This window comes from Pyxidicoccus sp. MSG2, from assembly GCF_026626705.1.
GTDB lineage: Bacteria > Myxococcota > Myxococcia > Myxococcales > Myxococcaceae > Myxococcus.
In genome coordinates this window covers 12833741-12854356 of the sequence record NZ_JAPNKC010000001.1, presented here as the reverse complement: position 1 = coordinate 12854356, position 20616 = coordinate 12833741, and the positions used below count along the sequence as shown (strand labels likewise).

Here is a 20616-nt window from a genome sequence, read left to right as displayed (position 1 = left end):
GGCCCTCTCGGGCCAGACCACGCTCCGCTTGCGACAGTCCGCGCGCCGCTGCTGTAGTGCGCGGCACCCCATGAAGAAGCCCACTCCTCCTGGCAGTCCCTCCGCGGGCCTGAGCCGCCGCGCCTTCCTCGGTGGCACGGCTGCCGCCACCGCCTTCGTCACGCTGGACTCCCAGGCGCAGGCTCCCGCCGCGCCACCGGCCGGCAAGGCTCCGGCGGCGGTCCCCGCCTCGAAGCCCTTCGAGCTGGAGGAGGCCACCGTCGCGGACCTCCAGGCGGGCCTGAAGTCCGGCAAGCACACCGCGCACGGGCTCACGGAGCGCTACCTCGCGCGCATCAACGAGCTGGACCGCAAGGGAGACCTCCCGTTGCTGTCCGTCATCGAGCTGAACCCGGACGCGCTCGCCATCGCCGCGGCGCTCGACAAGGAGCGCAAGGAGAAGGGGCCGCGCGGGCCGCTGCACGGCATCCCCGTCCTCATCAAGGACAACATCGCCACCGCGGACCGCATGCAGACCACCGCCGGCTCGCTCGCGCTCGTGGGCGCGGTGCCCCAGCGCGACGCGTTCATCGTCGAGCGCCTGCGCGCGGCGGGCGCGGTCATCCTCGGCAAGACGAACCTGAGCGAGTGGGCCAACTTCCGCTCCACGAAGTCCTCCAGCGGCTGGAGCGGGCGGGGCGGGCAGACGCGCAACCCGTATGCCTTGGACAGGACGCCGTCGGGCTCCAGCTCGGGCTCCGGGGCCGCCGCCGCCTCCAACTTCTGCGCGGTGGCCGTGGGGACGGAGACGGATGGCTCCGTGGTGTCGCCCGCGGCGGCCAGCTCGCTCGTGGGGCTCAAGCCCACGGTGGGCCTGGTGAGCCGCACCGGCATCATCCCCATCTCCCACACCCAGGACACCGCCGGCCCCATGACGCGCACCGTGGCGGACGCCGCGGCGCTGCTCTCCGTGCTCGCGGGCATCGACCCCGCGGACGCGGCCACCGCCGCGAGCCAGGGCAAGGCCCACGCGGACTACACGAAGTTCCTCGACCCCAACGGGCTCAGGGGCGCGCGCATCGGCGTGCCTCGCGAGCGCTTCTTCGGCTACCACGCGCCCTCGGACGCGCTGGTGGAGCAGGCCATCGAGCTGATGAAGGCCCAGGGCGCCACCATCATCGACCCGGCCCCCATTCCCACGGCGTCGAAGCTGGACGAGCCCGAGTTCGAGGTCCTGCTCTACGAGTTCAAGGCGGACCTGGAGGCGTACCTCGCCGGGCTGGGGGAGGGGACGCACCCGCGCACGCTCGCGGACCTCATCAAATTCAACGACGCGCACCGCTCCACGGAGATGCCGTACTTCGGCCAGGAGCTGTTCCACATGGCGCAGGAGAAGGGGCCGCTGACGGACAAGAAGTACCGCAAGGCCCTGGCGGACTGCCGCAAGCTGTCGCGCGAGCAGGGCCTGGACGCGCTGATGGCGAAGCACCGACTGGACGCGCTCGTTGCCCCCACGCAGGCGCCTCCAGGCCTCATCGACCTCGTGAATGGCGACCATTGGTTGGGCAGCAGCTCCACGCCCGCGGCCGTCTCCGGCTACGCCACCATCACCGTGCCCGTGGGCTACGTCTTCGGGCTCCCGGTGGGCATGTCCTTCATCGGCCGCGCCTGGAGCGAGCCCACGCTGCTGAAGCTCGCCTACGCCTACGAGCAGGCGTCGCACCACCGCCGCCCGCCCGGGTTCGCTCCCACGGCGGACCTGCGTCTGAAGCCCGCCACCTGAGTCTCGCCGGGTTACTCCAATTCGCCCGCGGGGCCGGCGTCCGGCCGTCCCCGCCAGTCGTCGAGGTACGCGGCGAAGCCGGCCTTGGACTGGATGCGGAAGGAGGGGATGCGCGCGAGCGCCTCGGGCGGGAAGACGTACTGCTCGCACACGAGGCTCGCCCGCCGCGCGCCCTCCGGGCCTCCGGTGAAGGGCCGCACCTCGTGCTGGAGGTCCCCGCGGAAGTGCACCAGCATCCCCTCGCGCGGGCGCACCTCGCCCACCGGCACGTTGTCGCGCAGGAGGCACAACTCGCCGCCCTTCGCGCGCTCGGGGACCTGGAGGTACAGCACGCTCACGTGTCGCGGCGTGGCGTCCGGCACGCCGCTGGGGTCCTGGAGCGTCGCGTCGATGTGCCGGCCCACGGCCGTGCCCGCGTCCAGCAGGAGCAGGTTCAGGTAGAAAGCGTTGGGTAGGACACGTTCCTTCCGGGCCCCCAGCAGCCGCTCGCGCCACGGGAGCAACCCGCGAGCACTGGTTGGATCCAACACCCTCGCCAGGTAGCAAGACAGGAACGGGAAGCGGGCCTCCAGGGTGGCGCGGCCCTCGTGCGTGAAGATGAAGGCGAAGCCGCGGCTGGCGCGGAACGTCCCCATCAGCGGGCTGCGCGCGACGAATCGAGAGCCGAGCAGGGCCTCTCGGAGCGCCTCCAGCGCCGGTGTAGGTAGGGCTTCACGCTGGGTGGTGTAAGTTCGCACTGTTGAGAAAACAGCAAGACATGCACAACAGACCAATAGCGATTTTACAGCCTACCTTCTAGGTTCCAGCCTTGTCGTTCCTTCCATCCCCCGAGAAGGATTCATGAGCCAGCACCCTCGACCGTCCAGCACTCCTCCTCCCGCGGCCCTCATCATGACCCAGATGGTGTACGGCTTCTGGGTTTCTCGATGTCTACAAATCATGGCCGAGCTCGGCCTCGCCGACACCATCGGTGACGTGCCCAAGAGCGTGGAGGACCTCGCGAAGGCGAGCGGCACCCACGCGCCCGCGCTGCGCCGGATGCTTCGCCTGCTCAGCGGCCTGGGGGTGCTGCGCAAGGACGAGCAGTCCGACTGTTGGGGGCTCACCGAGCTGGGCAGCATGCTCCGCAAGGACAACCCCGGCTCCGTCTATGGCTCGCTGCGCGCGCACGGCCACATCCTGTCCTGGCAGGCGTGGGGGGACTTGAAGGGCTCGCTCACCACGGGCCAGCCGTCCGTCGAGAAGTTCATGGGCGACTCGTTCTTCAACTACCTGGCCGCGCACCCCGAGGACGCCGCCATCTTCAACGGGAGCATGGCCGCGTACCAGACGCTCAACGCCCCGGCGGTGGTGAACGCGTATGACTTCAGCGCGGCCCGCACCGTCATGGACGTGGGCGGCGGCACCGGCACGCTCATCTCGCACATCCTCCAGGCGCACCCGGCCATCCGGGGCTCCATCTTCGAGATGGCCCACGTGGCGGTGGAGGCGCGAGAGCGGCTCGCGTCGATGGGGCTGAAGGAGCGCTGTGACGTCGTCGACGGCGACTTCTTCGCCACGATTCCCCAGGGACAGGACGTCTACATCCTGTCGCAGATCCTCCACGACTGGGACGACGAGAAGAGCCTGCGCATCCTCTCCAACATCCGCCAGGCGATGCGCCCCGACTCGAAGCTGCTCATCGTGGAGACGGTGCTGCCGGGCGACAACGCGATGCACTTCGGCAACCTCTACGACATGGCGATGCTCGTGCTCGTGGGTGGCCAGGAGCGCACCGAGGCGGAGTACATCGCGCTGGCGCAGAAGGCCGGGATGAAGGTTGCCAACATCCTGCCCACCACCATGCCCCCGAGCGTCGTCGAACTCGTCCCGGCCTGACGCTCCTGGCGGGCGGAGCCCCGGTGCTTCGCCTCGCCGAGCATGTCGAGCAGGGCCTTCTCCGCGGAGTGGAGGCCCTCGCTCGTCGTGGCGACCAACACGAGCAGGTCGATGCGCGGCTCGATGCCGCACGGCACCCCAGGCGTCGCCTGGATGCCCGCCCATGGGCCCACCAGAAAAGCGCCTGGCCGCATTTTCGATGGGAATACAGCTCGATTAGAGTGCCTGCCGAGCCCCATGACCGAGTTCCTCAGCGCCATCCTCGCCTTTCCGACCGCCGTCTTCACCATCGTCATGGGCGTGGTGCTGACGTACTGGCTCTTCGTCATCATCGGCGCGGTGGGCATCGACATGCTCGACGGCCACCTGGACTTCGAGAGTGGCGCCAAGGCCGCCAGTGGCGCGCTCCAGGGGGGCCTCAAGGCGGCGGGCAGTGCGCTGGAGGGCGGCGCGAAGGCGGCGGGTGGTGCGCTGGAAGGCGGCGTCAAGGCCGCGGCGGCGCATGACCACTCCGCGGACGTGGACGGCGGCATCCTCGCCGCGCTGGGCTTCGCGGGCATCCCCCTCACCGTGTCCGTCAGCCTCGTGGGCTTCATCTCCTGGACGCTGTCGCTGCTGAGCGCGGGCCCCGTGCACGCGGCGCTGGGGCCGGCGCTTCCCTCGTGGCTCATCAGCGGAGCCCTGGGCCTCGCGTGCTTCGTCGCGGCCCTGGTCCTCTCCGGCCTCGCCGTGCGGCCGCTGCGCCCCGTCTTCGTGGCGAAGCGCGCCCCCGGCCGTCAGGAATTGATGGGCCGCGTGTGCAACATCTCCAGCGGCAGCGTGACGGAGCGCTTCGGTCACGCCACCTTCGAGGACGGGGGCGCGGGCCTCATCCTCAACGTCGTCTGCGCCAAGGCCAATGTCCTCAAGCGCGGAGACCCGGCGCTGATCCTCGGCTACGACACCGAGCGGCACGTCTACGAGGTGGAGCCGGTGGACTGGCTCCTCCCGGAAGAAGCGAAGCAGCTCGATGACCCGGACAAGGCCGCCAGCATCGCTCGCGCCAGGGCTCGTCACTGAGAGACTTCCGGCGGCGGCCCTTTGGGAGGGCGGTCGTCGGCACATCACCATCCGGGAGGCTTTTGCGGGGGGCTTCCGGAGCTTGGTACAAGGCCCGCGGTCATCACGTACAGGAAAGGCCATGGAACTCTACCAGCTCCTCCCCATCATCTTGGTGGGTGTCATCGTCCTCGGTGGTATCGCCCTCACCATCGTCCGGCTCTATCGCCAGGTGGACCAGGGCAAGGTCCTCATCGTCAACACGCTGAAGAGCGAGCCGCACGTCACCTTCACCGGCACGGTGGTGTACCCCATCATCAACCGCGCCGAGGTGATGGACATCTCCCTGAAGACGGTCGAAATCGACCGTCGCGGGAAGGAAGGCCTCATCTGCAAGGACAACATCCGCGCGGACATCAAGGTCACCTTCTTCGTGCGCGTGAACAAGACGCGCGAGGACGTGCTCAAGGTGGCCCAGTCCATCGGCTGCGCGCGCGCCTCCGACCAGGAGACGCTGGAGAACCTCTTCGAGGCCAAGTTCTCCGAGGCCCTCAAGACGGTGGGCAAGAGCTTCGAGTTCGTCGAGCTCTACACCAAGCGTGATGAAATCAAGGACCAGGTGGTCCGCGTCATCGGCCGCGACCTCAACGGCTACATGCTGGAGGACTGCGCCATCGACTTCCTGGAGCAGACCCCCGTCGAGATGCTCGACAAGGACAACATCCTCGACGCCGAGGGCATCCGGAAGATCACCGAGCTGACGACGAAGCAGAACGTCTTCACCAACGAGCTGCGCCAGGACGAGCGCATGGCCGTCACCAAGCGCAACGTCGAGGCGGATGAGGCCATCTTCGCCCTCGAGCGCCAGCGCGAGGAGGCCTCCGCGAAGCAGAAGCGGGAAATCGACAGCATCCACGCGCGTGAGTCCTCCGAGGCCGAGCGCGTGAAGCAGGAGGAGCACGCCAAGTCCGAGCTCGCCCGCATCAAGGCCGAGGAGGAAATCCTCATCAACGAGCAGAACAAGCAGCGCCAGGTCGAGGTGGCCCAGAAGAACCGCGAGCGCGTGGTCGGCGTGGAGACCGAGCGCGTGGAGAAGGACCGCGCCCTGGAGGCCATCAACCGCGAGCGCGAGACGGAGCTGCAGCGCATCGCCAAGGAGAAGGCGCTGGAGGGCGAGAAGAAGCTCATCGCCGACGTGGTGCGCGCCCGCATCGCCGTGGAGAAGACGGTGGCGGAGGAGGAGGAGCGCATCAAGGACCTGCGCGTGAAGGCCGATGCCACCCGCAAGAAGGACGCGCTCATCATCACCGCCGAGGGCGCGGCCCAGGAGAAGACCGTCAAGGACGTCAACGCCGCCAAGGCCAACAGCGAAATGGCCGTGTTCATGGCGAAGGAGAAGCTCACCCTGGCCGAGGCGGACCTCGAGGCCGCCGACAAGTCGGCCAAGGCGAAGATGCGTCTGGCCGAGGGCATCCAGGCCGAGTCCGCCGCGCACGGCCTCGCCGAGGTGCGGGTGAAGGAAGCGGACGCGCAGGCCACCGAGAAGCTCGGCATGGCGCAGGTGCGCGTGAAGGAGGCCGAGGCCGGCGCCATCGAGAAGCAGGGCCACGCCCAGGCGAACATCGTCCGCGAGCGCCTGCTGGCGGAGGCCGCGGGTGAGCAGGAGAAGGGCCTGGCCCGCGCCCGCATCCAGGAGGCCGAGGCTGGCGCCATCCAGAAGCGCGGCGAGGCTGAGGCCATTGCCATCCGCGAGAAGCAGCTGGCGGAGGCCGCGGCCATCCAGGAGAAGCTGCTCGCCGAGGCCCGGGGCCTCGCCGAGAAGGCCGCGTCCATGAAGCTGATGGACGGCGTCGGCCGCGAGCACGAGGAGTTCCGCCTCAAGCTCAACAAGGAGCGCGACGTGGAGCTGGAGACCATCCGCGTGCGCAAGGACATCGCCCACGCCCAGGCCGAAGTCCTGGCCAAGGCGTTCGCCAACGCGAAGTTCAACATCGTCGGCGGCGACGGCCAGTTCTTCGAGCGCTTCGTCAAGGCGGTGTCGTTCGGCACCGCGGTGGACGGCGCGCTGGACCACGGCGAGGCCCTGAAGAAGGCGCTCGGTGGTTACCTCAACGGCGAGAAGGACCTGCCGGCGGACCTGAAGGAGATCCTCTCCAAGCCGGGCCTGAGCGGCGACGCGCAGAACCTGGCCGTGGCCGCCCTGCTGCACAAGATGGCGTCCAGCCCGGTGGCTTCGGCGGGCGCGGGCCTGAAGGCGCTGGTGGCCGACGACAGCCGGCCCTCCGCCGACAAGCAGGGCTGAGAGGCTGATGGGGCCGCCACCGCGCTCCTTCGCGGTGGCGGCGGGTTGGTACGACGACCCTCGCCCTGGCTTCCCCATGAGGGGGCTCTGGCGGGGGTCTACGCTTCTTCCGGTGAACATCCATGGCAAGTGACGGCAAGGGCGCGGCTCCCTCGGGCGAGGCGGCGCTGGAGGGCGGCAGCTACGAGGTCATCCGCACGCGGCTGCTGGCGCAGGCGGACGCGCTCGGCGCGAAGGCGAACGACCTCAACGCGCGTCGCAAGACGCTCTTTGGCGGCACGGAGCTCTCCGTCATTGGCAACGAGCGGGTGCGCACCGAGAACAACTGCGTCCCGCGCGACATCGTCAGCGTCGGGAAGTACCTCCTCTTCGGCTACAACGTCTTCATCGGCCTGAAGAAGGAGACGTCCGTGTCGGACGTCTTCTCGCTGCACCGCTTCGAGAAGACGGCCGAGGGCTTCGACCTGTCCACGGTGCCGAACACCGAGGCCGGCGGCTTCCTCGCGGACCCGCGCTTCGTGAAGGACTTCGGCGAGTTGTACAAGTACTACAAGGACGCGAAGCTCCTGCAGTTGCGCCACCGCGACTCGCGCCTGCTGGCCATCTTCCAGACGGGCCAGTCGCTGCGCGACGTGAAGGTCTTCCGCTTCAGCGTGGACGTGGAGGGCCGCGCCACGTACCTGGACAACCAGGGCGAGCGAGACCACGTCTTCCCGCCGTCACACGACTTCGAGTGGACGGTGGCCACGCGCGACAACTACGTCACCGGTCAGCACCCGCACGTCAACGTGCTGGACCAGGTGTTCGTGGAGACGGTGAAGGGCGACCTCACCGTGAAGGTGGAGGACAACACCTCCACCGGCATGGGCATCTACAGCGAGCCCGTGGAGGACCCCGACCAGTCGCTGGACGACGCGGAGTTCGCCTGGGCCCAGGTGGGCACGCTCATCCTCCTGCGGGTGCTGCCGTTCCGCGAGAAGGCGTACCGCTACCTCGTCTTCAACTCGCGCACGCAGCACGTGGTGCGCATCGACGCCATCGGCCAGTCCTGCGTGCGGCTGCCCGAGGACCAGGGCATCGTCTTCCCCGGCGGCTATTACCTCCAGACGGGAGACTTCAAGGTCTTCGACGGAGCCGCGGCCGCGGAAGGCATGGAGTTCATCCGGTCCATCCGCTCGCCGAACGGTGAGGACGTGCTCTACGTCTTCCACCGCCGGGACGAGGGCGCCTATGTGCTCTTTCCGTACAACCTGGTGCGCAAGGAGGTGCAGAACCCGATTGTCGCCCACGGCATGAGCCTCTTCGCGGACGGGCGACTGGTGGTGTTCCGCGCCACGTCGGCGGAGGCCACGCGCGTCCACCCCATGCAGGTGTGGCAGACGCCCTTCGTCTCCGCGGAGCACGCGGCGGCCACGCCTCCGGCCCCCGGCTACCTGGGCAAGGTGGGCAACGCGGAATTGGTGCGCGGCATCTCCGACGCGCTGACGCTCCAGCGCATCGCGAAGTCGGACAAGCCCACGCGGCGCACCTACGAGGACCTCGTCTCCGCGTCCACCCGCGCGATGGACGCGTACTACTGGCTGGGCCACGCGGAGACGGCGCTGCAGGAGCCGGTGGAGGCGCTGCGGCGCACCTCCGAGCTCATCATCGACGAGTTCGAGAAGGTCCTCACGCTGCAGAAGCGCGCCACCGAGTCGCTCGCCACGGCGGTGACGGCCCAGGACGAGCTGCTGCTGCGCGTGCAGCCGGAGCAGCTCACCCACGCCGAGGCCTTCATGCAGGCGCTGGCGGACCTGCGCAAGCAGCGCGGCCACCTGATTACGCTCAAGGACATCCGCTACATGGACCTGGGGCGGGTGGACGCCCTGGAGGCCGCGGTGGTGGAGGCGTCCGACAAGGCCAGCGCGGCCTGCGTGGACTTCCTCCAGAAGGGCGAGGCGCTCCAGCCGCTGGCCACGCGCCTGGACGAATTGCTGGCGAAGCTGGAGCCCCTCCAGACGACGTCCGAGCTGGCGCCGCTGGGCGAGGACGTGGACAAGACGGCCCACGGCCTGGAGGTGCTGGGCGAGGTGGTGGGCGGGCTCCAGGTGGGCGACCCGCTGGCCCGTGCGCGCATCCTCGAGGGCATCTCCGAGCTGTTCAGCCGCCTCAACCGGGTGCGCGCCAGCCTGGGGGCGAAGCGCAAGGAGCTGTCCGGCCGCGAGAAGCGCGCGGAGTTCGGCGCCCAGTTCAAACTGCTGGGGCAGAGCATCGAGAGCGCGCTGACGCAGGCGGACTCGCCGGAGCGCTGTGACGAGGCGCTGTCCCGACTCACGGTGCTGCTGGAGGAGCTGGAGGGCCGCTTCGGCGAGTTCGACGAGTTCCTCGGGCAGATCACGCAGAAGCGCGAGGAGCTGCTGGAGGCCTTCGGCGCCCGGAAGCAGTCGCTGGTCGACGAGCGCCAGCGCCGCGCGCAGGGCCTCTTCAGCGCCGCGGAGCGCATCCTCCAGGGCGTGCAGCGCCGTGCGAAGTCGTTCAAGACGGACGACGAGCTCAACGGGTACTTCGCGTCCGACGCGATGATCCTCAAGCTGCGGCAGTTGGCCGAGCAGCTGATGGGCCTGCAGGACAGCGTGCGCGCGGACGAGGTCCAGTCGCGCATCAAGTCCGCGAAGCAGGACGCGCTGCGTGCGTTGCGCGACAGGCAGGACCTGTTCGCGGACGGCGACTCGCTCATCAAGCTGGGCGCGTTCCGCTTCAACGTGAACACGCAGCCGCTGGAGCTGACGCTGGTGCCGCGCGAGGGCGCGCTGTACCTGCAGCTCACCGGCACGGACTACTCGCAGAAGGTGGAGGACCCGGAGCTCTTGAAGTACCGCGAGCTCTGGGAGCAGCACCTCGTCTCCGAGTCGCGCGACATGTACCGGGCGGAGTACCTGGCCGCGTGCGTCCTGGCCGACGCGGAGGACGGGAAGGGCGGGCTGACGCTGACGGCCCTGCATGAAGCCACGGTGGGCGGCGCACTGCTGGAGAAGGTGCGTGCGTACTCGGCGGACCGCTTCGACGAGGGCTACGAGCGCGGCGTGCACGACGCGGACGCGGCGGCGCTGCTGGAGAAGTTGCTCCACCTGCACCAGGGCGCGGGCCTCCTGCGCTTCGCCCCGGTGCCTCGCGCCTGGGCCGCGCTGTTCTGGGCCTTCGACACGGACGAGGCGGGCCGGGCGCTGTTCCACCGGCGCGCGCGCAGCCTCTCGCGGCTGCGCACCACCTTCGCCTCCACCGGCGGGCTGGCGGACCTGGGCACCGAGTTGGGCGAGCGCGTGGCCGCGTTCCTCACCTCGCACGGCCTCGGGCACTCGCCCGCGGAGGCGCGGCAGGCGGGCCGCTACCTCGTGGAGGAACTGGGCGTGGAGCGCCCGCGCTTCACCACCAGCGGCGAGGCCCTGGCGCTCAAGGACCTGTTCCTGGGGCAGTTGGACAGGCAGGGCTCGCGCTCGGCCTTCGAGGACGACCTGCGCGGGCTGGAGAAGGACCTGGGCTCGCGGCTGGAGATTTCGCGCGCGTGGGTGGACGCGTACCTGACGAAGCGCGAGGAGGGCCCCGGCGCGTGGGCGCACGTGGCGCTGGAGACGGCGGTGCTGCTGCTCACCGAGCGCAAGCTGGACCGCGAGCCGGCGGGCGCGCTGACGGCCACCGAAGTCACGGCGCTGTTGGGCAACCACCCGCGCATCCAGGACCGGAAGCTGTCCGTGCGCCTGGACGAGTTCCTCGCCCGCACGGGTGAGTTCCGGCAGGTGCGGGTGCCGCAGTACCAGGCCTACCGCGCCATGCTGCGTGACTTGCTGGACCGCGAGCGTCGCAAGCTGCGGCTGGAGGAGCTGTCTCCGAAGGTGCTCAGCTCGTTCGTGCGCAACCGGCTCATCGACGAGGTGTACCTGCCGCTCATCGGCGCCAACCTGGCCAAGCAGCTCGGCGCGGCGGGCGAGGGCAAGCGCACGGACCGCATGGGCATGCTGCTGCTCATGTCGCCGCCGGGCTACGGCAAGACGACGCTGATGGAGTACGTGGCCAGCCGGCTGGGCCTCACCTTCGTCAAGGTGAACGGCCCCGCGCTGGGCCACGCGGTGAAGTCGCTGGACCCGGCGGAAGCGCCCAACGCGACGTCCCGCCAGGAGGTGGAGCGCATCAACCTGTCTTTCGAGATGGGCAACAACGTGATGCTCTACCTCGACGACATCCAGCACACGGACCCGGAGCTGCTCCAGAAGTTCATCTCGCTCTGCGACGGCCAGCGCCGCATCGAGGGCGTGTGGAACGGCCGGACGCGCACGTACGACCTTCGCGGCAAGAAGTTCTGCGTCGTCATGGCGGGCAACCCGTACACGGAGACGGGCGAGCGCTTCCGCATTCCGGACATGCTCGCCAACCGCGCGGACACCTACAACCTGGGTGACATCCTCGACGGGAAGGAGCACCTGTTCGCGCTCAGCTACATCGAGAACGCGCTGACCTCCAACCTGGCGACGGCGCCGCTGGCCACGCGAGAGCCTGCCGACACGCACCGCCTCATCCGCATGGCGCAGGGCGAGGAGGTGCCCGCGGGCGAGCTGAAGCACGGCTACGCGGCGGCGGAGCTGCAGGAAATCGTCGCGGTGTTCCAGCGCATGTTCACCGTGCAGAAGGTGCTGCTGAAGGTGAACATGCAGTACATCGCCTCGGCGGCGCAGGACGAGCGCTTCCGCAGCGAGCCCGCGTTCAAGTTGCAGGGCAGCTACCGCAACATGAACAAGCTCACGGAGAAGGTCGTCGCGGCGATGACGGACGCCGAGCTGGAGCGGCTCATCGACGACCACTACCAGGGCGAGTCGCAGACGCTCACCACGGCGGCGGAGCAGAACCTGCTCAAGCTGGCGGAGATGCGCGGCCGGCTGACGCCGGAGAAGGCGAAGCGCTGGGAGGACATCAAGCAGGGCTTCGCGCGCGTGAAGCGCATGGGGGGCAAGGAGGACGACCCCGTGGCCCGCGTCACCGGCCAGCTCAGTGGAATCGAGGAGCAGCTCGGCGCGGTGCGCGACGCGGTGGTGCAGGCGGCCTCGCAGGTGGCGCGCGGCGGCGAGCAGCAGACGAATCCGGCGGAGGACGTGCTGCCCCATCTGGAGTCCCTGCGCGACGCCGTGCTGGAGGTGGCGAAGGTGGGCCGCGAGGTGAAGGACACGCCTCCTCCCGCGCCGGCCGCGACGCCGGCCACGGACATGGCGCCGTACCTCAAGCATCTGGCGCAGCTCCTCAAGGCGCTCACGGAGCGGGTGGCGGTGCAGGCGCAGCAGCCGGCGGCCCCGGCCGTGGTGGCGGCGCAGTCGCCCGCGCCGGACTTCGGGCCCTACATGGAGCAGCTCTCGCGGGCCATCGCCGCGCTGGCGGAGCGGCCGGTGAATGTGTCGGCGAGCGTGCCCGCCGAGGCGCTCCAGCGCACGGCCATCGCCGGGCCGTCTCCGGCGGAGCTGAGCCGGCAGATCGAGCTGGTGGAGGGCGTGCTCCTCCCCCTGGAGCGGGCCTCGCGGCGCGCCATTCAGGGAGAGGGAGAGGGCGTCAAGTCGCTCCAGGTCTGGCAGAACGTGACGGAGGCCCTGGAGCTCCTCCGCTCCATGCTGCGCCGGTAGGGCGTGGTCCCTACTTGTCGAAGATGCGGGGCCCCGTCGCCTTCAGCGCGGTGAAGACCTCGTCCAGGCGGTCGCCGGGAGCGGTGACCGAGACCACCCTGTGGCGGGAGGCGAGGTCGGCGGCCGCCACGGCGGCGACCTCGGCCGGGGTGACCTTGCTGATGGCGAGCGCGACCTGGTCGAGGTGGTCGATGGGCAGGCCCTTGCGCACGCTGTATTCGAGCCTGTCCGCCCGGGCGCTCACGTCCGCGGTGTCCGCCATCGCGGTGGCCAGTGCGCGGCGCCGCGCCCTCACGAAGTCCTCCACCATGGTGCCGGCTCCGGTGCGCAGCGCATCGAGCTCGGAGACGATGGCGCTCGCGGCCTTCGCCGCCCGCGCCGGAGCGAGCTCGCTCTCGATGTAGAACGCGCCGCCGCCGGTCCCCGCGGCGTAGGACACCTGCACGCCGTAGGAGGCCCCCATGCCCTCGCGGACGATCCGCAGCCGGTCCCTGACCATCTCGCTCAGGACGCGCCGCGCGGCCAGATTGCGGTCGGGGTCGGACGCGGTCGCGAACGCCACCTCCAGCCCCACCTGCGTCCGGGTCGCGTCCCTCGTTCCCACCCAGCTCGGTCCCCACTCGGGCTGGGCGGCGGGGAGCGGCACGGGCCGCTCGGAGGGCGCATCGGACCACGGGCCGAACAGCGTCTGGACATGCTTTCGCATCGCCGCGGCGTCGAAGCCGCCGGTGACGAGCAGCGTGGCCCCGCGCGGCACGTAGTGCGTCAGGCGGTAGCGCTCCAGCTCGTCCCGGGTCAGCCAGCTCCACGCATCGCCGGTCGGAGGCGGAGTCGCATAGGGATGCCCGGCTCCGAACAGGAGCTGCCGGCCCAGCACCCCCGCTGGATCGGCGTCCTTGCTGCTGGCGCGAACGGCGCCGTCGCGGAAGGCCGTCACGGTGTTGCTCGAATAGACGCACTGGTCGATGAGCCATGACAGCCGCCACACGTGCCAGTCCGCCAGGTTGGAGGCGCCGCGCGCCACGAACACAGTGGAGGTCTCCGAGACATCGGTGTCCAGCTGGGTGCCGGTGCTCAAGCCCCACCCGATCAGCAACGAGTCGCCGGTTGCATAGAGATGATTCGGGTCGGGCTCCAGCAAGGAGGCGGCCGCGACGGCCCGGCCACGGCGCTCGGACGGGTCCGCCGCGTCGCCATACGGGAACACCAACCGCACATCGACCAGCGCGCTGGTGGGGTCCGGCGCCAGGAGGACACGGAGCCCATTGTCCAGGAGCTGCTCTTCGACGGCGCCGTGGCCGCGCGAGGCCGGCGCGGGTAGCGGCTGCTGCGCCTCCGCTGCATCCACGGCTGCCCGCCACGGAGCGAGGTCGGGCTCGCGGTCCGAGGCCACGGTTGCCGGTGTGGCGGTCGCTGGCTTGCCACTGGGTTCCACCAGGGCGACGTGGCTCTTGTTCCGGACGAACCTCTCCCGGGCATAGCGGTCGGCGTCCACCATGGAGGTGCGCGCCAGGACTTCCATCTCGGGCACCATGAAGCGGTCGTGACGCGTATAGGTCAGGTAGTCACCGAGCCAGGCGCCCCGGTCCTCGAACGACTCGTAGGCCGCCACGTAGCCGGTCTGGAGCTTGCCGAGCAGCCTCGCGGCTACGTACGGATGGACCTCTTCGAACATCGTGGGTGCGCGCTCGAAGACCTCGTCGACCGCGGCGTCCAGGTGCTTGGGGTCATCAACGGAGAGCATGATGCGAATCAACCGCGCCTGCCCCGCGCCCGCGGTGGAGACGTCCACGCCGGTGATCCAGTCCTCCTCTTCCGAGGCCTCGCCCATCACCCGGCGAAACTGATTGAGCGCCAGCAGGTGCAGCACCGCGTCGGCGCCTCCCCAGGGAGGCGCCGGGAAGAAGACCATCGCCACCGCATCTTCGACGTCGGCACGATGACGGGAGCGGGTGCCCGTGAGCCGGGCCTCCTGGACGGGGGCTCGCCGGGCGTTGCTCTTCCACGTGTCCTGGGCGAAGCGTCTGGCAATCACCTGGGCGGCCTGGTCGGGGTCGAAGTCACCCGTGACGACCAGCATCAGCCGGTCCGGTGCGTAGTGGTTGCCGAGGAAGCCGCAGACTTCATCCCGGGTCGCATTCGCGACCTCGCGCGTGCCGAGTCCACGGGCATACGGGTGGAGCTCGCCCCACACCGCGCGCATGACGTCCAGGTTGAGGTCGCTCCATGGCGTGCGCCGCTCGGCGGATTCCTCCAACACCACGTCGCGCTCGCGGCGGAAGACCGCGTCGTCGAGCAGCTCGCAGTTCATCTCCAGGCGCTGCGCCTCCAGCTCGAGCACGTCCTGCAGCCGGTGCGCGAGCGCCGTGGCCGTGTAGTGGGTGACGTCGTGGCTGGTGAAGGCATTGCTGTAGAGGGCCGCCTCGCCGAGGAGGTCCTTGATGCTGGCCCGGTTCTTGTCGGTCCGGGCCTCGAAGGTCAGGTGCTCGACCAGGTGCGCCAGGCCGGCCCGCCCGGCGGGGTCGTCCGCGGCCCCGACGAGGTAGCGGGCATCGACCGTGACCAGGTTGGTGCGCCTGTCTGGCAACAGGACCACGGTCATTCCGTTGTCGACGGTGTACAGGCGGATGTCGTGACGGAACTCCAAGGGGCGCGAGTCCGTCCGCATGGCTCCGAAGCGAGGGGCGCCGCGCACTCCCAGACATGCGCTCGTGGCGGTGGCCAGGGCCATCAGCCAGAGGAGCCGAATCGTCATTCGTGACGTCTTGCTCAAGGGTCCTCCTGTCCAAGTGCCGGCTTGATGCAACTGCAACCTGAGGACAGGAGCGTATCAGGTGTCAGCGGAACTGGCTGGAGCCCTCGACGCTGTCGTCGTCGAGCACCTTCTGGAGCGTGTCCTCCACCTGCTGGCCGTCGGAGGCGGTGACGCGGAGCTGGAAGCTGCCGTCGCCCATGCCGTTGCCGTTGACGAAGTAGTTGTAGTCCTCGCGGGGCACGTCGTTCCACCCGCCGGTGCCGCGCTTCCACTCCAGCTTCTTGATGGGCAGCCGGTGGTTGCGGACCTGGATGGCGGTCCACCACGCGTTGCTGCCGTTCTTGAAGTGGTACTCGAGGTTGCCGGCCACATCGCAGGACACCGGCGTCCAGGTGATGTTGACGCGGCCGGCCTGCATGTCGGCGATCTTCGCGAAGGCCTCGCGGCTCAGGTCCAGGTGGCCGGTGTCGCACTCCGGGCAGCGGTCCACGATTCGCACGCGGACGTTGCCCTTGGGGCCCTGGACGTCCACGCACATGCCGCACGCCGCGCTGTCGTCGTACTGGGGCGTGTTCATGGCCGCCACCATCAGGTCGCCGCCGGCCTCGTAGCTGCAATTGCCGGCGCCGGTGGCGTCGTAGAAGGTGGCGATGCCTTTCACCTCCTCACCCAGCGGCGTGCCGCCGCCGGAAGGGTCGTTGCTGCACGCACCACATGCGAGGAATGCGGCGGCGAGGGGAAGGAGGAGGGATCGGGACTGGGAGCGGAGTGAGCGCATACGCCGTGAATCATACCCGCAAACGGCGCTGGCTATCAGTCCTGTAGCAGACAGATTGTTAATGCAATGACTCTCAAGATTGGTACCTTGCGCGCCTCTCAATCAAGGAGGCTGCAAGCGCATGGAAATGTTCAAGCGTGGTGTCTACCTTTGTGTCTCGGTCGCACTCGTCGCGTGTGGAGGCCAGGAGCCCCAGTCTCAGCAGGAGCCGGGTGCGGAGCTGGCCACACAGGAGGCGGGGCTGACGGCGGGGACCTCCCGTGGGTGCAGCTTCAACATCTTCTCCATCCAGCGGCCGGGCACGCTGCCTCCGGTCTATGACGTGCGGCTGAACCGGGCGGCCTCGGCCACGTGCCCGTGGGCCCAGGCGAGCCTGCTGCTGGGCTCGTCCACCAGCTTCTCGCCCGTCCTGTCCCTGGCGGCCAACGACCTGGGCGTGGCGGTGAGCTACGTCTACAAGTCCTCCCCGAGCGGGAGCGCGCCCAGCCTGCTGTCCCTCCTGCACGTGGACCCGGAGACGATGACCTTCGTGCGCAGCGAGGGCCTCTCGGCGGGCATGTTCGGCTCGGGCCGCATCTACACGGGTTCGCTGGCCATCCTCGCGGATGGCACCACCCTCACGGCGAGCGGCACCAAGACCGGGGTCATCAGCGGCGAGACGGGCAGCGGCGGCAACTACGTCGCCACCTACGCGGACTTCTTCACCAGCACCACGCCGCGCACCGTCGTCGCGTACTGAGCGACGGGCTTCGTCGTGCTGAAGGTGGCAGCTCCGCTCGTGCGAGAGGAGCCGCCACGGCGCGGGCCGCGCGAGCTGCCAGGCGTCTACGGCTGGGCGGCGTAGATCTGCCCGCGCATCTCGCCGTAGTAGGTGTGCGCCTTGGTGTGGAGGTTGAAGTAGAGCACGCCCTTCTTCGCCAGGGACTCCAGGCCGGCAATCGTCTTCGTCTGGGTCGCGAACCCCAGCTCGGCGGGGCAGCTCTCCGGCAGTCCGGCCTTCATGCCCTTCATGTCCTTGATGAAGACGATGTCCTTGTTGGTGAGCTCCAGGGACATCTTCCCACTGGCCAACGTCGTCGGCAGGCTGCCGTGCTCACCGAGGTTCACCACGACGGGGCCCAGCACTCCGGGCGGACCGCAGTGGATGTGGAACATGAGGATGTCGGCGGGATTCACCCCGTCAATCTGCACGTCGACGTAGGCCCGGCTCAGGTCCTTGGCGAACCGGACCTGTCCCCAGCCCCGGGACTTGCGACTCTCGCGCGGCGTGGACGGCGCCGTGGCCCCCAGGCTCTTCTCCAGCAGCTTCGGCGTCTCCGACTCCTCACCGGGCTCCTGCGCGGGGCTGAGGAAGGCCTCGTAGACGGTGAAGGTCGTCGCCCCGACCGAGGGCTCCTTGGCGTGGGCGGACAGGGTCAGCAGGGCAACCGTGAGGGCGAGACGCGTCGGCATGTGCATGGCGGGCTCCAGCGCGGAATGAGCACCCCAGGAGTAGCCCGGGCCGGCCGTGGGTGATGGCCGAAGGTGGACAGGCGATGGCCGTTATCTCGCAACGCGCCGCGTAAGCTCCGTGACGCCAGGGCTCACAGTGGGTCGAGAAAGCCTCGGATGTGCGAGAGCACGTGCTTGACCTTGGGAATCTCGGAGAGCGCCTCGGGCACGCTGATGCGGAGCGGGCGCTCTCGCCCCACGACGTCGGGCAGAACGGGCACCAGCACCTCTCCGGCACCGCCGGGGTCGGCCAGCTCCACGCTGGGGACCAGGCCGATGCCCTGCCCGGCGATGCAGCATGAGCGGATGAAGTGGATGTCCGGGGTGATGAGGGCTGGCTCCACGCTGAACAGCGCTCCACGGAGCGAGGGCCAGAGGCGAGCGTCCTCTCCCGGTGCCTCCCACGAGAAGAGCTCATGGCCCTTCAGGTCCTCCATGGAGCGGGGGACGCCCCGGTGCTCCAGGTACTCCGTGCTGGCAATCAACCCTTCACGGACCCGCAGCACCTCGTGCGACAGCCACGGCCCCCTGGGCAGCGCCTCGCCGAAGTGGACCGCCATGTCCACGTCGTCCAGGGGCTCGCCCAGCGGGTCGTTGCTGAAGCGGGCGTGGACGCGCAGTTGCGGGTACGTGGTGCGCAGCGCGCCGAAGAGCGGGGTGAGCAGGTGCGGCGGGAGCCCGACGGGCAGCACCACCCGCAGCAGGCCCGTCGGGTCCTGGCCCACCTCGCGGATGGACGCCAGCAACGCGCTCGTCTCCTGCATCATGATGCGCCCGCGCTGGGCGAGCACCGTGCCGGCCTCTGTCAGGACGATGCCCGACCGGGTGCTCTTGAGGAGCGGTACGCCGGCGCGAGCCTCGAGCGCCTCGACGCGGCGTCTCAACGTCGTGCGCGACACTCCCAGGGAGTCCGCGGCGGCCAGGAACGAGCCCGTCTCCGCGACATCGAGAAAGGCCCGCAGCTCTTCCAGGTCCATGCTCTTGCCTCGCTGCCGCTTCTACGAGAACGGTACGCCCTTCGAGTCGCATATCGTCGACTTCGGCGATGGGGGGGAGTGGTCACTACCGCGCGGTGCGCGCACCTTCCACCACGGCCTTCGCGATGGTGCGGCTGATGGGGTGCCCGAGCTTCACCTCCACGTCGAGGTAGATGGGCGAGCTGTTGAGCTCCAGGAAGACGTAGTCGTCTCCGTGGTGCTTGATGTCGATGCCGGCGAACGTGAGGCCGCACGCGCGCGCCGCCCGGCGGCAGAAGTCCTTCACCGGCTCGGGCAGCGGCACCTCGCGGTAGCTGGCCTGGCCCTCGCTGTAGATGGGGTCCGCCCGGAAGTCGAGGTGCTGCTCGGGCGTCTCGATGGCCACGCACGAGACGACCTCGTCACCCACGAGCATGATGCGCAGGTCGTCGCCACGCACCCGCTCCTGGAAGATGACGGGCGAGGCCGTGACGGCCTCCAGTCGCTCCAGCGCCTCGGCATCGAGCGTGCGCGTGATGGCGCCGCCCATGATGGGCTTGAAGATGACGTCCTTCACCTCGGCGTGGAAGGCGCGGATGGCGGCCGGGTCATTGGAGATGAGCGTGCGCGGCACCCGCGCACCGAGGCTGCGCAGCGCGTGGAGCTGGAAGGGCTTGTATTGCATGACGCTGGCGGCGTGCGGGCCGTTGACCAGCGTGGCGCCCTGGTGGGCCAGCTTCAGCAGCCACGCCACGAAGTAGGAGGCGCGCTCGCGCGTCTGCATGAAGTGGTCGTGCCAGTCCTGGTAGAGCACCAGCTCTCCGTTCTGTTCCAGGGCCGGGACGAAGGGGGCGGGGACGAAGCGCAGGTAGAAGCCCCGCAGGTCGTCCACGCGCTGGCCGAGGTACCAGGTCTCGTCGTCCTTCATGGACAGCGGCCAGCCGTGCTCCAGGGCCTCACTGTCGATGATGACCGCTTCCGCTCCGAGGACTCCCGCCTCGTGCGCCACCGCCGCGCACTGCGGGTCATTGCCGTCACCGAAGATGCCAATTCTCAAGGCCGTGCCCCCAGGCCACCGGGTGTTTCCGGAGGTATCGCTTTTTCTCAGGCAACTACAAATACCTACTGCCGACAATCCTGGTGTTCGCAGGGAGAGTTTCGTGACCACCAAGATTCCGAAGGCACCGCCGTTCATCAAGTACGAGACGCCCAGGCCGCCGACCCGGCCGGAGGGCGGCACCAGGCCGCCTGGCCCCGCGACGACGCTGGCCGTTGGTGAAGAGGGCGGCATCAAGCCTCCTCCGATGACCACGAAGTCGCTCGGTGAGGAGGGTGGCAGCAAGCCCCCCGGCCCCGCGACGACACTGGCCGTCGGTGAGGAGGGCGGCATCAAGCCTCCTCCGATGACCACGAAGTCGCTCGGTGAGGAGGGCGGCACCAAGCCGCCCCCCGGCCCCGCGACGACGCTGGCCGTCGGTGAAGAGGGTGGCATCAAGCCTCCTCCGATGACCACGAAGTCGCTCGGTGAGGAGGGCGGCATCAAGCCTCCTCCGACGACCACCATGGCCGTGGGCGAGGAGGGTGGCACCAAGCCCCCTCCGACGACCACCATGGCCGTGGGCGAGGAGGGCGGCATCAAGCCTCCCCCGATGACCACCAAGGCGCTCGGTGAGGAGGGCGGCATCAAGCCTCCTCCGCCCTCCGGCCCCGCGACGACGCTGGCCGTCGGTGAGGAGGGCGGCATCAAGCCTCCCCCGATGACCACCAAGGCGCTCGGTGAGGAGGGCGGCATCAAGCCTCCTCCGCCCTCCGGCCCCGCGACGACGCTGGCCGTCGGTGAGGAAGGCGGCATCAAGCCTCCTCCGATGACCACCAAGGCGCTCGGTGAGGAGGGCGGCATCAAGCCTCCTCCGACGACCACCCTGGCCGTGGGCGAAGAGGGCGGCACCAAGCCGACGGGCCCCGTGACCACGCTCGCCGTGGGCGAAGAGGGCGGCGCGAAGTAGCGCTACCGTCG

Annotated in this window: 13 protein-coding genes; 7 read left to right on the top strand and 6 right to left on the bottom strand. The window is 69.4% G+C overall.

Annotated features, from left to right (window positions below):
• Nucleotides 1-70 precede the first annotated feature (70 nt).
• Nucleotides 71-1762 (top strand): amidase, encoded by a 1692-nt coding sequence (locus tag OV427_RS48595; protein ID WP_267863094.1) that lies wholly within the window; start codon nucleotides 71-73, stop codon nucleotides 1760-1762.
• 11 nt (nucleotides 1763-1773) lie between these two features.
• Here the strand turns inward: OV427_RS48595 and OV427_RS48590 are convergent, their stop codons facing one another.
• The gene (locus OV427_RS48590; RefSeq protein ID WP_267863093.1) at nucleotides 1774-2499 is read right to left on the bottom strand and encodes a 2OG-Fe(II) oxygenase; all 726 of its coding nucleotides are present in this window, start codon (nucleotides 2497-2499) and stop codon (nucleotides 1774-1776) included.
• A gap of 103 nt (nucleotides 2500-2602) precedes the next feature.
• On the opposite strand from OV427_RS48590, the gene OV427_RS48585 reads away from it, so the two are divergent.
• The 4 genes from OV427_RS48585 (at nucleotide 2603) to OV427_RS48570 (ending at nucleotide 12619) form a co-directional block, all read left to right on the top strand.
• Complete coding sequence (locus tag OV427_RS48585; protein ID WP_267863092.1) at nucleotides 2603-3640, top strand: methyltransferase; 1038 nt, start codon at nucleotides 2603-2605, stop codon at nucleotides 3638-3640.
• Between the two features lie 237 nt (nucleotides 3641-3877).
• Complete coding sequence (locus OV427_RS48580; protein WP_267863091.1) at nucleotides 3878-4699, top strand: hypothetical protein; 822 nt, start codon at nucleotides 3878-3880, stop codon at nucleotides 4697-4699.
• 121 nt (nucleotides 4700-4820) lie between these two features.
• Nucleotides 4821-6980: an SPFH domain-containing protein gene (locus tag OV427_RS48575; RefSeq protein WP_267863090.1), complete on the top strand. Its 2160-nt coding sequence runs from the start codon at nucleotides 4821-4823 to the stop codon at nucleotides 6978-6980.
• Between the two features lie 122 nt (nucleotides 6981-7102).
• Nucleotides 7103-12619, top strand: coding sequence for a DNA repair ATPase (locus OV427_RS48570; protein ID WP_267863089.1), 5517 nt, complete (start codon nucleotides 7103-7105; stop codon nucleotides 12617-12619).
• A 10-nt stretch (nucleotides 12620-12629) separates the two neighbouring features.
• Here OV427_RS48570 and OV427_RS48565 read toward each other — a convergent pair whose 3' ends face one another.
• Nucleotides 12630-15374 (bottom strand): M16 family metallopeptidase, encoded by a 2745-nt coding sequence (locus OV427_RS48565; protein WP_267863088.1) that lies wholly within the window; start codon nucleotides 15372-15374, stop codon nucleotides 12630-12632.
• Nucleotides 15375-15456: 82 nt separating this feature from the next.
• Nucleotides 15457-16152, bottom strand: coding sequence for an expansin EXLX1 family cellulose-binding protein (locus tag OV427_RS48560; protein WP_267863087.1), 696 nt, complete (start codon nucleotides 16150-16152; stop codon nucleotides 15457-15459).
• Nucleotides 16153-16273: 121 nt separating this feature from the next.
• Here OV427_RS48560 and OV427_RS48555 point away from each other — a divergent pair, with 121 nt between their 5' ends.
• Nucleotides 16274-16891, top strand: coding sequence for a hypothetical protein (locus OV427_RS48555; RefSeq protein ID WP_267863086.1), 618 nt, complete (start codon nucleotides 16274-16276; stop codon nucleotides 16889-16891).
• An 86-nt stretch (nucleotides 16892-16977) separates the two neighbouring features.
• Here OV427_RS48555 and OV427_RS48550 read toward each other — a convergent pair whose 3' ends face one another.
• The 3 genes from OV427_RS48550 to OV427_RS48540 form a co-directional block, all read right to left on the bottom strand.
• Nucleotides 16978-17604, bottom strand: coding sequence for a CHRD domain-containing protein (locus OV427_RS48550; protein ID WP_267863085.1), 627 nt, complete (start codon nucleotides 17602-17604; stop codon nucleotides 16978-16980).
• Nucleotides 17605-17735: 131 nt separating this feature from the next.
• On the bottom strand, nucleotides 17736-18620 hold the full coding sequence (locus OV427_RS48545; protein ID WP_267863084.1) for a LysR family transcriptional regulator: 885 nt from the start codon (nucleotides 18618-18620) through the stop codon (nucleotides 17736-17738).
• Between the two features lie 85 nt (nucleotides 18621-18705).
• Nucleotides 18706-19656 carry an ATP-grasp domain-containing protein gene (locus OV427_RS48540; protein WP_267863083.1) on the bottom strand — a complete coding sequence of 317 codons (951 nt, stop codon included), beginning with the start codon at nucleotides 19654-19656 and terminating at the stop codon, nucleotides 18706-18708.
• A 103-nt stretch (nucleotides 19657-19759) separates the two neighbouring features.
• Between OV427_RS48540 and OV427_RS48535 the strand changes: the two genes are divergently transcribed.
• Nucleotides 19760-20605, top strand: coding sequence for a hypothetical protein (locus tag OV427_RS48535; RefSeq protein ID WP_267863082.1), 846 nt, complete (start codon nucleotides 19760-19762; stop codon nucleotides 20603-20605).
• Nucleotides 20606-20616 lie beyond the last annotated feature (11 nt).